Annotated in this window: 11 protein-coding genes; 8 read left to right on the top strand and 3 right to left on the bottom strand. The window is 67.7% G+C overall.

The annotated features are described in order from the left end of the window. The first annotated feature begins 77 nt into the window (after positions 1-77). Positions 78-704, top strand: a complete 627-nt coding sequence (locus tag CCR79_RS01030) for a glutathione S-transferase N-terminal domain-containing protein (RefSeq protein WP_201167699.1) — start codon at positions 78-80, stop codon at positions 702-704. 35 nt (positions 705-739) lie between these two features. Here the strand turns inward: CCR79_RS01030 and CCR79_RS01025 are convergent, their stop codons facing one another. Beyond that, positions 740-1,372, bottom strand: coding sequence for a TetR/AcrR family transcriptional regulator (locus CCR79_RS01025; RefSeq protein WP_238635269.1), 633 nt, complete (start codon positions 1,370-1,372; stop codon positions 740-742). Positions 1,373-1,470: 98 nt separating this feature from the next. Here CCR79_RS01025 and mazG point away from each other — a divergent pair, with 98 nt between their 5' ends. Together mazG and CCR79_RS01015 are read left to right on the top strand one after the other, a co-directional pair. Continuing rightward, positions 1,471-2,256: a nucleoside triphosphate pyrophosphohydrolase gene (gene mazG / locus CCR79_RS01020; RefSeq protein ID WP_201167694.1), complete on the top strand. Its 786-nt coding sequence runs from the start codon at positions 1,471-1,473 to the stop codon at positions 2,254-2,256. 35 nt (positions 2,257-2,291) lie between these two features. Continuing rightward, entirely contained in the window at positions 2,292-4,112 is a 1,821-nt protein-coding gene (locus tag CCR79_RS01015) for a diguanylate cyclase domain-containing protein (protein WP_201167684.1), read from the top strand. Here the strand turns inward: CCR79_RS01015 and CCR79_RS01010 are convergent. After that, complete coding sequence (locus CCR79_RS01010) at positions 4,109-4,480, bottom strand: Mth938-like domain-containing protein (RefSeq protein ID WP_201167668.1); 372 nt, start codon at positions 4,478-4,480, stop codon at positions 4,109-4,111. The genes CCR79_RS01015 and CCR79_RS01010 overlap by 4 nt on opposite strands. A gap of 101 nt (positions 4,481-4,581) precedes the next feature. Here CCR79_RS01010 and alaC point away from each other — a divergent pair, with 101 nt between their 5' ends. The 5 genes from alaC to recJ are packed head-to-tail and all read left to right on the top strand — an operon-like array spanning position 4,582 to position 11,013. Beyond that, positions 4,582-5,784 carry an alanine transaminase gene (gene alaC / locus CCR79_RS01005; RefSeq protein WP_238632872.1) on the top strand — a complete coding sequence of 401 codons (1,203 nt, stop codon included), beginning with the start codon at positions 4,582-4,584 and terminating at the stop codon, positions 5,782-5,784. Between the two features lie 50 nt (positions 5,785-5,834). Beyond that, complete coding sequence (locus CCR79_RS01000; protein ID WP_201167665.1) at positions 5,835-7,145, top strand: homoserine dehydrogenase; 1,311 nt, start codon at positions 5,835-5,837, stop codon at positions 7,143-7,145. Positions 7,146-7,149: 4 nt separating this feature from the next. Further along, the gene (gene thrC, locus CCR79_RS00995; protein WP_201167663.1) at positions 7,150-8,289 is read left to right on the top strand and encodes a threonine synthase; all 1,140 of its coding nucleotides are present in this window, start codon (positions 7,150-7,152) and stop codon (positions 8,287-8,289) included. Then, positions 8,286-9,287 carry a hypothetical protein gene (locus tag CCR79_RS00990; protein ID WP_201167660.1) on the top strand — a complete coding sequence of 334 codons (1,002 nt, stop codon included), beginning with the start codon at positions 8,286-8,288 and terminating at the stop codon, positions 9,285-9,287. The genes thrC and CCR79_RS00990 overlap by 4 nt, the downstream gene beginning before the upstream one ends. Next, positions 9,280-11,013 carry a single-stranded-DNA-specific exonuclease RecJ gene (gene recJ, locus CCR79_RS00985; RefSeq protein WP_201167657.1) on the top strand — a complete coding sequence of 578 codons (1,734 nt, stop codon included), beginning with the start codon at positions 9,280-9,282 and terminating at the stop codon, positions 11,011-11,013. The genes CCR79_RS00990 and recJ overlap by 8 nt, the downstream gene beginning before the upstream one ends. Before the next feature lie 39 nt (positions 11,014-11,052). Here recJ and CCR79_RS00980 read toward each other — a convergent pair whose 3' ends face one another. After that, complete coding sequence (locus CCR79_RS00980) at positions 11,053-13,173, bottom strand: carboxy terminal-processing peptidase (protein ID WP_201167653.1); 2,121 nt, start codon at positions 13,171-13,173, stop codon at positions 11,053-11,055. Positions 13,174-13,217 lie beyond the last annotated feature (44 nt).

Below are 13,217 nucleotides of genomic sequence, written 5' to 3'. Positions count from 1 at the left end.
CCCGGAAAACATTCGTCTTTTACGATGCCGAAAGGCCGCGGTGTCCCCGCCGTGGCGACACGAACCTGGGAGGCACCATGATCGAACTCTACAGCTGGCCAACCCCCAACGGACAGAAAGTGCACATCGCCCTCGAGGAGATGGGGCTCGCGTACCGGGTCCACGGTGTGGATATCGGCAAGGGCGAGCAGTTTGCCGAGCAGTTCCAGCGCATCAGCCCGAACGGCCGCATACCGGCGATCGTCGATAGCGAGGGGCCCGGCGGGCAGCCGTTCTCCGTGTTCGAGTCCGGGGCGATCCTCATCTATCTGGCGGAGAAGAGCGGGCGGTTTCTGCCGACGGATCCGGCCGCGCGGATGCGCGTGATCGAGTGGCTGATGTTCCAGATGGGTGGCGTCGGACCGATGTTCGGTCAGGCGGGCCACTTCCGCAACCAGGCGCCGGAGCGGGTGGATTACGGCATCGAGCGCTACACCCGGGAAACGGAGCGCTTGCTCGGGGTTCTGGACCGTCGGTTGGGCGAGGTGCCCTATCTGGGTGGGGCGGCCTACAGCATCGCCGACATGGCGACCTATCCGTGGGTTCAGGTGGCCGAGCGCCTGGGGCAGCGCATGGGCGACTTCCCCAACGTGCTGCGCTGGTCGGATGAGATCGGCGAGCGCCCTGCGGTGGAGCGGGGGATGGCGGTGCTTAGGCAGCAGTAGGCTGGGGCCCCGGGGCGCGGCCCGAGTGGGCCGCGCTAAGGTTGTTTACCCGGGTCCGGGGTGATCCCGTGCTGGATGATCTCCGTGGCTGCTGCCAGGACATCGCTCTCGGGGGTGCCGTCCTCGCTCCAGATCAGGTGGCGTTTGCCCATGAAGAATGCGATCCCGATCAGCGCCAGTGCCTGGGTGTAGGGATCCCCGCGGCGGACTTCGCCGCGGGCCTGTGCTGCCTCGAGGCGCTCGGCGTAGCCTCCTGCCAGGGTCTGGAAGTACCACCGATGCGCTTCCGGATCGACGAACTGCGACTCCATCACGATCCGGTAAAGGTTTTCGTGCTCGCGGCAAAAGCGTAGGAACGCCTCCAGGCCGATGCGCTCAGCTTCGGCACGGTTTGCCGCGCCCTCGATGGCTTCGCTGAGATAGCGGCGCATGGTGCGGTTCATGTGCTCGACCAGCGCGCGGAAGATCTCCTCCTTGGAGCGGTAGTAGAGGTAGAACGTCCCCTGGGCCACCCCGGCGCGCTGGGTGATGCTGCTGATCGATGCGTTGTGAAAGCCCTTCTCGCCGAACTCCACCTCGGCGGCGGCGAGCAGGTTGCGGCGCGTGCGCTCGCCGCGCTCCGTAGCCGGCCCCACCCCCTGGGTCAAACCGGGTCTGGTCTTCTCCATGGCCATCCCGCAATTGGCTGGTTAACCTGCTCAAATTAAGTTGGCCGGTTTAACCCTGTCAAATCTGCCGGGAAACGTGGAAGTGAGGAGGTGCCCCCGTGCAAGCCGTCGACCGCCTGCTGCAGATCATGGAGCGCCTGCGGGACCCCGAGCGCGGGTGTCCCTGGGACGTGGAGCAGGATTTCCACTCTATCGCGCCGCATACCGTCGAGGAAGCTTACGAGGTCTTCGATGCGATCGAGCGCGGTGACATGGATGCGCTGCGGGATGAACTCGGTGACCTGCTGCTGCAGGTCGTCTTCCACGCGCGCATGGGCGAGGAAGGCGGGCACTTCGACCTGGAGTCGGTGGCCGAGACGCTCGAGGCGAAGCTCATCCGCCGGCATCCGCATGTCTTTGGGGCTGCGCGGGTGGCTGAACCGGAATCCGTGACCCATCATTGGGAGGCGATCAAGGAGCAGGAACGTGAGCATCGGGGCGAAGGCGACAGCGCCCTCGATGGGGTGGCGACGGCACTGCCGGCCTTGGCTCGGGCCACCAAGCTCCAGCGCCGGGCGGCGCGGGTGGGGTTCGACTGGCCGGACTACCGGGGCGCGGCTGCGAAGATCCGTGAAGAGCTGGCCGAAGCGGAGGCCGAGGTGGACGGGAGCCCCGAGCGTCGCGAGGCCGAGGTCGGCGATCTGCTTTTTGCCGTAGTCAATTTGGCGCGCCATCTCGACGTCGATCCGGAAACGGCCCTGCGTCGCGCCGGTCAGCGTTTCGAGGCGCGCTTTCGTGGCGTGGAGGCGGAGTTCGCCGCGCGTGGTGAAACCCTCGGGGCGCAGTCGATCGATGCCCTGGAGGCGGCTTGGCAGAGGACGAAGGGGAGGGAAGGGGGAACGTGACCGGGTCGGCGGCAGATCCAGGGAGGGAGCGGCGTATGCCGCCGGCAGTGCAGGGGCTTAGCCGGGTCGTCCCGCTCCTGCTCGCCCTCGGGGTCTTCGTCGCCGTTTTGATCCTTGCCGGCGTGCTCGCGCACTGGCTGGAGGAGTATCGCCTGGAGCAGGCGCGCTCGCAGGTGACCGAGGAGGCTTCGGCGCTGCGGGGACGGATTGAGGGGGAGCTGAACGCCTCCGTGTCGCTGGTCACGGGGCTGGGCGTCCTAGTAGGGGCGGATCCCGAGATCGACGGGCGGCGATTCGCCGCGATCGCGCAGCGGATGATGCGCCCCGAGTTTCACATCCGCAATATCACGCTGGCCCCGGACAATGTGATCCGCTACGTCTACCCGCTGGCCAGCAACGTCCGGGCCCTGGGCCTGGATATCAGCGAGCATCCGGCCCAGAGTCCCAGTCTCCAGCGCGTCATGGCCACCAGCGCCCCGGTGGTTGCTGGTCCGACGGAGCTGGTCCAGGGGGGCGAGGCGCTGATCGTGCGCGTTCCAGTCCATGAGGATGATGGGCGCTACTGGGGGGTGGCCAGTGTCCCGCTGGATCTCGACAGCTTCTACCGTGCTGCCGGGTTGCGGGAGATCGAGCAATCCGGTTTGCAGATTGCCCTGCGCGGGCGGGACGGGCTCGGCCGGAAGGGCGGCGTCTTTTTCGGCGAACCGCTTGTCTTCGAGCGGAATCCGGTGCGCATGGATATCACGTTCGGGGCATCCAGCTGGCAGCTGGCGGCTATTCCCGAGGGCGGATGGCAGGCGAAGGCCTCGTTGCCGGCCTGGTGGTGGTGGGTCTGGGCCGGCGGCGGCGTGATGCTGGCCCTGCTAGGCGGTGTGGTGGCTCGCCAGGCCCTGTGGCTGCGCTTTCTCAAGAATCGGCTTGAGGCCATCATGGCCACCATCCCCGATCTGGGGTTCGTGATTGATGATCGTGGGCAGTTCCGGGAGGTTTTCGGCGGGCAGGAGCGGCGCCTTTACCGGGATTTGCGCAACCTGGTCGGGCGGCGGCTGCATCAGGTGCTGCGCTTCGAGCTGGCCGAGAGCTTTCTTGAGAGCATCCAGCAGGCACTGGCCGAGCGGCGGCTGGTGACGCTGGACTACGAACTCGATATGGATGAGGTCGAGGGCGGCGGCGAGCACGGACCGCGCGGGCGCCAGTGGTTCGAGGCGCGGATCTACCCGCTGCCGCCTGGGCTGGAGGCGCGCCCCTCGGTGCTGTGGCTCGCCTACAACGTCACCGAGAGGATGCAGGCGTTGGCTGAGGCCGAGCGGAGCCAAGAGCAGATGCGACATATGGCCCTGCACGACCACCTCACCGGTCTGGCCAACCGGGCGCTGCTGCTCGATCGCCTGGAGAAGGCGCTGGAGTGGGCGCGGCGCAACCGCGAGTCGGTGGCGCTGCTGTTCATCGATCTGAACCACTTTAAGCCGATCAATGACGAGCACGGCCACGAGGTCGGAGACCGGGTCCTCCAAGAGTTGGCCACGCGCCTGACCGGTGCTGTGCGGGAGGTGGACACGGTGGCCCGCCACGGTGGCGACGAGTTCGTCATCCTGCTCGAGGGCGTGGACAGCCGGCGCGCCGCCGAGCGGGTGGCCGACAACATCGTCGCCAGCCTCGACGAGCCGGTGACCGTCAACGGCTTGGCTTTCCCGGTCTCGCTGAGCATTGGCATTGCCCTGTATCCCGAGCACGGAAGCTCGGCGGACGAGCTCCAGCGCGTCGCCGATGACGCCATGTACGCCGCTAAGGCCGATCGCTCGTGCAGTACCTACGCCTTCGGGGCGCCCCTGGCCGGACCGTATACAGCGGACTAGCGCAGCAGGAGCACCGCGGCGACCGAGCGGTCCTCGCCGAGGAGGAGGTTGAATGTCCTGCAGGCGGCGCGGGTATCCATGGCTTCAAAACCGATCCCGGAGCCGATCAGCGCCCGCATCAGCTCGCGATCGGGGAAGGACTGCTCACTTCCGGTGCCGAGCAGGATCAGCTCCGGTTCCAGGTCGATGGCCGGCTGCAGGTCGGCGAGGGTGAGTTCCTCCAGGCGCTCGGCGCGGATATCCGTGCTCAGCAAGGTCGGTGTCACCAGGACGCTGGTCTGGTACTCGGTCTGATTGATGCGGATCCAGCCCGGTTCGAAGGCGCGGATCCGGTAACCGGCATTGCCGTGATCTTGGGCGAGTTTCATGGGCTCAAGCCTCGATCTCGTTTGACAGTCCTGCCCCGGGTGAGTACGTTCACAGGCTTCATTGCCCCCGGTCCCTACACTGCATTCCTTGAGGTTCGCCCGTGGACTCCGATCTGCCGAAAGCCGACTTCCCTCGGATCAAGCGGCTGCCTCCGTACGTCTTCAACATCGTCAACGAACTCAAGGCGGCCGCACGCCAGCGGGGCGAGGATATCGTGGATTTCGGGATGGGCAATCCCGACCAGCCGACGCCCCAGCATATCGTGGACAAGCTCTGCGAGGCTGCCCAGCGACCCGACACGCACCGGTATTCGATGTCGCGGGGGATCCCGCGACTGCGTCGGGCGGTGGCTAACTGGTACGCCCAGAACTTCGATGTGCACCTCGACCCGGAGAGCGAGGCCATTGTCACCATCGGCTCCAAAGAAGGCCTGGCCCACCTGGCCCTGGCCACTCTGGGGCCGGGGGACGCCGTGCTGGTGCCCAACCCCGCCTACCCGATCCACCCCTACGGCGTCGTGATCGCCGGAGCGGATATCCGCCACGTGCCCATGATCCCGGGCGGGGACTTCTTCGTGGAGCTCGAGAAGGCGATCCGGGATACCTACCCCAAGCCCAAGATGCTCATCCTCAACTTCCCGTCGAACCCGACGGCGCAGTGTGTCGAGCTGGACTTCTTCGAGAAAGTGGTCGAGATCGCCCGCAAGGAGGGCATCTGGGTCGTGCAGGATCTGGCCTACGCCGAGATCGTCTTCGACGGCTACAAGGCCCCGTCGATCCTGCAGGTGCCGGGTGCCAAGGACGTGGCGGTGGAGTGTTACTCCCTGTCCAAGACTTACAATATGCCCGGCTGGCGGATCGGGTTCGTCTGCGGGAATCCGGACTTGATCGCCGCCCTGGCACGGATGAAGTCGTACCTGGATTACGGTATGTTCACGCCCATCCAGGTCGCCGGCATCCTGGCGCTGGAGGGGCCGCAAGACTGCGTCGAGGAGATCCGCGAGATGTACCGGGCCCGGCGCGATGTCCTCTGTGATGGGCTGGAGGCGGCCGGATGGCCCGTGGAAAGGCCGAAGGCGACCATGTTTGTCTGGGCCCGTATCCCCGAGGCGTATCGGGAGATGGGCTCGCTGGAGTTCTCGAAGAAGCTGCTGGCCGATGCCAAGGTGGCGGTCTCCCCAGGGATCGGCTTCGGCAGTTACGGCGATGAGTATGTCCGTTTCTCGTTGATCGAGAACGAACACCGCACGCGTCAGGCGATTCGCGGCATCAAACAGATGCTGCGGCGTGATGATGCTTGCTGAGCCCGCGCCCTGCGCGGCGGGCTGGAACCGCTCAGATTCGGAGGTGAGGATTGAAACCGGTTAATGTGGGGATGCTCGGCCTCGGTACCGTGGGTTCGGGGGTGGTCAATATCCTCGAGCGCAATGCCGATGTGATCAGCCGGCGCGCCGGGCGCGAGATCCGCGTTACCCACGCCTCGGCGCGCCATCCGGAGCGCCCGCGCAGCTGCCGCCTGGAGGGGATCCGCCTGACCACCGATCCGTTCGAGGTGGTCGACGACCCGGAAGTGGAGATCATCGCCGAGCTGATCGGCGGCTACGAGCCGGCCCGGGAGCTGGTGCTGCGTGCGTTGGACAACGGCAAGCACGTTATTACCGCCAATAAGGCGCTGATCGCCTCCCACGGCAACGAGATCTTCGCCCGGGCGCGGGAGAACGGTGTTACGGTGGCCTTCGAGGCAGCGGTGGCCGGCGGCATCCCGATCATCAAGGCCGTGCGCGAGGCGCTGACCGGTAACCGCATCGAGTGGCTCGCGGGGATCATCAACGGGACCTCGAACTACATCCTCACCGAGATGTTCTACGAGGGCCGGGATTTCGGAGACGTCCTCGCCGAGGCGCAGCGCCTGGGCTACGCCGAGGCGGACCCGAGCTTCGATGTCGACGGCACCGACGCCGCCCACAAGCTGACCATCCTGGCCTCCATCGCCTTCGGCATCCCGCTGCAGTACGACAAGGTCTATGTCGAGGGCATCGATCATATCACGCGCGAGGACGTGGCCTTCGCCGAGGAGCTGGGTTTCCGGATTAAGCACCTGGGCCTGGCCTTCCATGAGGAGAACGGCTACGCGCTGCGCGTGCACCCGACGCTTCTGCCGCGACGGCACATGCTGGCCAACGTCGACGGCGTCATGAACGCCGTCATGGTCAAGGGCGACGCCGTCGGGCCGACGCTCTACTACGGCGCCGGTGCCGGCGCCGAGCCGACCGCCTCGGCGGTGGTGGCCGATATGATCGACGTGGTGCGCGAGTTCAACCTGGAGCCCGAGAACCGGGTGCCTTATCTGGCGTTCCATACCGAGTCCCTCTCGCGGGAGCCGGTGCTGCCCATGCGCGACGTCGAGACGGCCTACTACCTACGGCTCTCGGCGCGGGACGAGCCCGGCGTGCTGGCCGACGTCACCCGCGTGCTCGGGGATTTCGGGATCTCCATCGAGGCCATCATCCAGAAACAGCCGCAGGCCGGGGCCGATCACGTCCCGATCATCCTGCTGACCCACCGTATCCATGAGCGTCACATGGACGCGGCCATCGAACGCCTGGAGCACCTGGAGCAGGTCGATGGACGCGTCGTGCGCATCCGTGTCGAGAGCCTGGAGTGAGAGCATGCCCTTCCGACCCCGCTACACTGGACTGATCGCCAAGTATCTGGATCGGCTGCCGATCAGCGATGATGCCCGGATTCTCGGGCTGGGCGAGGGCAATACGCCGCTGATCCAGCTGACGCGGATCCCGGCGGAGCTCGGCCGCGACGTGGACCTCTACGTCAAGTTCGAGGGCCTGAACCCGACCGGCTCGTTCAAGGACCGCGGCATGACCATGGCGGTCACGAAGGCGGTCGAGCAGGGGGCCAAGGCGATCATTTGCGCCTCGACCGGCAACACCTCGGCCTCGGCCGCGGCCTATGCGGCCCGCGCCGGGATCAGCTGTTTCGTGCTTATTCCCGATGGCAAGATCGCCATGGGTAAGCTGGCCCAGGCGATCATGCACGGTGCGCAGGTGCTGCAGATCCGCGGCAATTTCGACGCCGGCATGCGCCTGGTCAAGGAGCTGGCCGAGCACGCGCCGCTGACCATCGTCAACTCCATCAACCCGTATCGGCTGCAGGGTCAGAAGACGGCGGCCTTCGAAGTGATCGAGGAGCTTGAACGCGCCCCGGACTACCACTGCCTGCCCGTGGGCAACGCCGGCAACATCACGGCCCACTGGATCGGCTACAGCGAGTGCGCCGGACGCAAGGGTGACGAGCAGCTGACCGCTGCCTGCGCCTTCTGCGAGGGGCATTGTCGTTACGCGTCCGCACTGGTGGATCGGCGCCCGCGCATGGTCGGCTACCAGGCGAGCGGCAGCGCACCTTTCCTGCGGGGCGGGCCAGTGGCTGAGCCCGAAACCGTGGCGACGGCCATCCGCATCGGCGATCCGCAGTCGTGGGATTACGCCCAGGCCGTTCGCGAGGAGTCCGGTGGGTGGTTCGATGAACTCAGTGACGAGGAGATCCTCCGGGCGCAGCGGATGCTCGCCGATCATGAGGGTGTGTTCTGCGAGCCGGCCTCGGCGACCTCGGTGGCGGGGGCCATGCGCGATATCCGCAGCGGCCGCATCCCCGAGGGCAGCACGGTGGTCTGTACCCTGACCGGGCATGGCCTCAAGGACCCGGATGTGGCCAGCGCCCAGGCCGGGGATGCGGTGCAGACCGTGGATGCCGACTATGAGGCCGTCCGCGAGGCCATTCTGAAGCGGCTTTGAACGCCCACCGTTTACGCCTGCGGATTCCGGGGCTGCTCGGGCCGCTTCCCGGGCGGCTGCCTCCCGGGGTGCTGGCACGCCAGCCGGCGCTGGAGACCTGGCTGGCCCGGGGCCGGCACGGCCCCTTGACGCCGTCGCCGGTGCCCGAGGCGGCCGGTGCCCTGGGATGGCTGGCCGACGGCGGGGATCCGGGCTGTGAGGCTTACTGGAGCCGTGCGCAGCCATTGCACCTGCGCCCGGAGGCAGCGGGTGTGCGCCTGGTGCAGGTCGCGATCAACGAGTTCGAGGCCGCGCGGCTGGAGACCGATCTGGCCGATCTGCTGGCCGGACGGCGCGTGCAGCTGCACCGGACATCCGCCGGGCGTTGGTACTTGCAGAGCCAGGCGCCGCTGCCGGAACGTCCCGCACCGGAACAAGTCTGCGGCCGTTTCATCGACGCCTACCTGCCGCGGGGAGGCGACGCCCTGAGGTGGGCGACGCTCTTCAACGAAGTCGAGATGGCCCTGTGTGACCACCCGGTCAACCGCGATCGGGAAGAGCGCGGCGAGCCGCCCATCAACGCCCTGTGGGCGTGGGGTAGCGGGCGGTGCCCTACGCCCCCGGCGTCGTTTCCCTGGCAGCGCCTGTTCAGCGACGATCCGGCCTGGTTGGGGCTCGGGGTGCTGGCTGGGGCCGAGGTGGCGGATCTGGCTGGATCGACGCCCATCCTCCCGGGGCCGGATACGCTGGTCGCGGTCCCTTGGGCGGAGCAGGCGCTGGCCGTGGATGATGGGGCGGCGTGGATCGACGCCGTGGCGGCGGTTGAGCGCGCGATCGCCGCGCCGGCGCTGGTGGCGCTGCGCGAGGCCGCTGCGCAGGGGTCGCGCTGGGATGCGCTGGAACTGTGTTTTCGGGCCGATGACCACGGTGTCACTTTGGGACGGCGGGAGCTGCGTCGGTTCTGGCGCCGGCCCCGGCCCCTCGGCGCCTGGGTCCGGGAGGGCGGCGAGGATGCCTGAGCGCATCCGGCGGCGTCCGGCGGGTGCACTTCCGGACGGCGTTGCGCAGGACCTGCACCCGGTCCTGCGGCGGGTCTATCAGCGCCGCGGCCTACGCGATGCCGCGGAGCTGGATCTGAGCCTGCGGCGGCTGCAACCGCCGACCGGCATGGCCGATCTGGACCGTGCGGTGGCTGCGCTGGTTCCGGCCCTGAGCCGGGGCCAGCGCATCGTGGTCGTCGGCGATTACGATGCCGACGGGGCGACAGCGACCGCGCTCATGGTCCTTGCGCTCCGACGTCTCGCTGCGGCGGCTGGCGGTGATCCGACGGCCGTCCAGTCTTTCGTTCCGGATCGGTTCTCGCTGGGCTACGGCTTGAGCGCGGCCGTCGTCGAACGGCTGCGCCCCACGGAGCCGGCCTGGCTGGTGACGGTGGATAACGGCGTCAGCAGTCTGGAGGGGGTCGCTGCGGCACACCAGGCGGGCATGGGTGTGGTGGTGACTGATCACCACGCGCCCGGCGCAGCGTTGCCGGCCGCCGAGGCGGTTGTGGATCCGCTACGCGATGACGACCACTTCCCGAGTACGGCCCTGGCCGGGGTGGGCGTGGCTTTCTACCTGGCTCTGGCGCTGCAGCGTGGCCTTGCGGCGGACGGGTGGCTCCGCGAGGAACCGGTCTCGCTGCTGGGGCTGCTGGATCTGGTCGCCGTGGGGACCGTGGCAGACCTGGTTCCGTTAGATCACAACAACCGCATCCTCGTCGAGCAGGGACTGCGCCGGATCCGCGCCGGTGTTGCCCGTCCCGGCATCGTCGCGCTGCTGGAGCAGGCCGGCCGCGAGCCTGCCGAGGCGACGGCGGCCGATCTGGCTTTCGCCGTCGGGCCGCGCCTGAATGCAGCCGGGCGCATGGACGACATGACCGCCGGGGTCGAGTGCCTGCTCGAGGAAGATCCGCATCGAGCCCGGGAGCGGGCGGTCGCGCTGGATGACCTGAATCGTCAGCGCCGCGCGGTGGAGTCGCAGATGACTGAGGAGGCACTGGCCGGGCTCGAGGCCCGCGCCGAGGATGTAGGCCTCGGCGTGTGCGTGGCGGCGGAGGGCTGGCACCAGGGGGTGACCGGGATCCTCGCTTCGAGGTTGAAAGAGCGCTATCACCGCCCGGCGGTGGCTTTCGCTCCGGCAGACCAGGGGATGCTGCGCGGCTCAGCGCGCTCGGTGCCCGGGCTGCATATCCGCGACCTATTGGCGCGCATCCACGGGCGTTCGCCAAAGCTGATCGAGTGTTTCGGCGGGCACGCGATGGCCGCTGGACTCACCATCGAATCCGGGCAGCTGGATGCGTTCCGCCGCGAGTTCGCCGGTGCGCTGGATGAGGCGCTGGGTGGTGAGTTGCCCGAGCTGCGTGTGGAGACCGACGGCGAGTTGCAACCGGAGGAGCTCAACCTGGAGACGGCCTGGGCCCTGCGCTACGGCGGTCCCTGGGGCCAGGGGTTCCCCGAGCCGTGCTTTGACGGCGTTTTCCGGATCCGTCAGAGCCGGGAACTGCGCGGTGGCCACCTGCGGCTGGAGCTGGATGCTGACCATGGCAATGGGCCCACTGTCCCGGCCATCGCCTTCGGTGGGGTCGAACGGGGTTGGAACCAACTGGAGGGTCCGGTTCGCGCGATCTACCGCCCGGAGGTCAACCGGTTTCGTGGCAGTGTCACCCTGCAGCTGCGCATCGAGTACCTAACCACCGCAGGTTGACCGGGAGGCGGGCCGTCCGGCCGCCTCCCGGCTCCGGTCTCAGTCTTCTTCCCGGGCCTCCGCGGTGAGGACCTCGTCGCCCGCTTCGCGCAGGAGCTGCGCAAAATCGGCGATGATCGCTGCGCTGGCATTGAGCAGGGCGTCCGGCAGCTCATCCGCGTCAACATCCGCGTAACGCTCCACCGGCTCCTTGCCGTGGGCCTTGCGGCGCTCATTGTGAAGCTCCAGCAACCGCTCCTCGCGTACCTTCTGCTCCTCCTGCCGGGTGGCCTTGTTCAGGGCGACCGAGGTGTCCTCCCGTATCTCGCGCTTGGCCTCAAGCTCCCGCTCCAGGGCGCGGAAGGTCTCGGTCTGATCCATCCGTGTCTGGTGGCGACGGGCCAGTTCGTCGATGATTGTCTCGAGTTCGATATGCACCGTGACATCGAGCCCGGCGATCTCCGTTGCCGGCAGCGGGTTCCGGGTGGCGCGCTCGCCGAACTCCTCGTGGCTGAACTCCGAGGGCAGGTGGATATCCGGTTTGACGCCCTCGAGCTGCGTGCTCTCGCCGGTGACCCGGTAAAACTGGGCCAGAGTCAGCTTGAGCTGCCCGGAACGCTCCTCGCCGGGGATGGCGTAATTGTCCAGGCCGATCATCTGCTGCACCGTGCCCTTGCCGAAGGTCTGGTCGCCGAGGACGATGCCCCGTCCGTAGTCTTTAATGGCCGCGGCGAAGATCTCGGAAGCCGATGCGCTGCGTCGATCGACCAGCACCCCCAGGGGCCCATCGTAGGCCGGCTCGCCCCTGGATTCGCCAACCTGCTCGGGGTGGCCGCGGGCGTCGCGAACCTGCACTGCCGGTCCGCCGCCGGTGAACATGGCGGTGAGGGCGGTGGCCTCGCGCAGGGCCCCCCCGGAGTTTCCGCGCAGGTCGATCAGCAGGCCGTCGATCCCCTCCTCGAGCAACTCCCCAAGCAGGCGCTGGACGTCACGCGTGGTGCTGCGGAAATCGTCCTGCCCGGAGTGCGCGGCCTCGAAGTCCCGGTAGAACTTCGGGATGGTGATCACGCCGACCCGCTGCTCCTCGCCCTGAGCGTCGGTCTTCTCGATGACCTCCTTGCGGGCGGCCTGGTCTTCCAGATCGACCTTGTTGCGGACCAGCCGCACCTCGCGCGGTGAACTCTCACTGGCCCCGGCTGGCGGCAGGACGTTGAGCCGGACCACTGACTCCTTGGGGCCGCGGATCATGTCCACGATCTCATCGAGCCGCCAGCCGACCACGTCCTTCATCTCGCCGTCGTCGCCGTCAGCGACGCCGATGATGCGCTCGCCCTCGCGCAGCTCACCGGACTGCTCGGCCGGACCGCCGGGGATGAGTTCGACGATCTCGGTGAAGTCCTGGTCCATGGTCAGCTTGGCGCCGATCCCCTCGAGCTGCAGCGACATCTGCATGTCGAATTCCTCCGAGCGCTGGGGCGAGAGGAATGTGCTGTGGGGGTCGTAGGCGCCTGCCCAGGCGCTCAGGAACTGGTCCATGATGTCTTCGTTGTCGGCATCCACGGCACGGTCACGAAGGGTGTTGTAGCGCCGCTCGAGGTTCTCGCGGATCTCCTCGGTGCTGCGCTCGGCCAGCTCCAGGGTCAGGGCATCATGCGTGACCCGCTGGCGCCAGAGGTCGTCGAGGGCGTCGCGATCGGCCGCCCAGTCGGCCTCGCTGCGGTCCTGCTCGAAGCGGCCGTCGCCGTCGAAGTCGAACCCCTCCTCGAGAAGCCCGAGGGCGAATTGGGTCTGCTCCGCGACGCGCTCACGGTAGCGGGCGTGCAAATCGTAGGCCGCCTCGAGGATCGCGTCCCCCTGACCGGGGCCGAGTTCGCCCATGCGCTCGCGGAACGCCTCGACGTCCTCCTCGAGGAGGAAGAAGCGGCCGTGGTCGAGCTGCTTCAGGTAGGTCTCGGTGGCCTGCTCCATGAGCTTCTCGTCGGACTCGGGACCGCCGTAGTGGTAGCGCTGGAGCAGATCGGCAACCACGCGTGCCTTTTCGAACTCGGTCTGGCCGGGCACCACGCCGTTCTCGCCGGCAGCTGCCGTCGGTATACCCGGTGATCCCGGCAGCGGAGCCGTGGAGAACAGGGCCAGGCCGAGTGCCAGCACAGGGGTCAACAACAGGTGACTTCGGGCCAAAATACGCCTCCAATCCAAGTATTCGGTTGCCGCGAGGCTTGTTA

Source organism: Halorhodospira halophila, assembly GCF_016653405.1.
In the GTDB taxonomy this organism is placed as follows: Bacteria; Pseudomonadota; Gammaproteobacteria; order Nitrococcales; family Halorhodospiraceae; genus Halorhodospira; species Halorhodospira halophila_A.
This window is presented reverse-complemented; position numbering and strand designations above follow the sequence as displayed.

Bases quoted from the DNA above. Each gene is read 5' to 3' on its own strand.
- CCR79_RS01030 (WP_201167699.1), top strand. From the start codon at position 78: ATGATCGAACTCTACAGCTGGCCAACCCCCAACGGACAGAAAGTGCAC.
- thrC (WP_201167663.1), top strand. From the start codon at position 7,150: ATGCCCTTCCGACCCCGCTACACTGGACTGATCGCCAAGTATCTGGAT.
- CCR79_RS01010 (WP_201167668.1), bottom strand. From the start codon at position 4,480: ATGAAACTCGCCCAAGATCACGGCAATGCCGGTTACCGGATCCGCGCC.
- CCR79_RS01015 (WP_201167684.1), top strand. From the start codon at position 2,292: ATGCCGCCGGCAGTGCAGGGGCTTAGCCGGGTCGTCCCGCTCCTGCTC.
- recJ (WP_201167657.1), top strand. From the start codon at position 9,280: ATGCCTGAGCGCATCCGGCGGCGTCCGGCGGGTGCACTTCCGGACGGC.
- CCR79_RS01025 (WP_238635269.1), bottom strand. From the start codon at position 1,372: ATGGAGAAGACCAGACCCGGTTTGACCCAGGGGGTGGGGCCGGCTACG.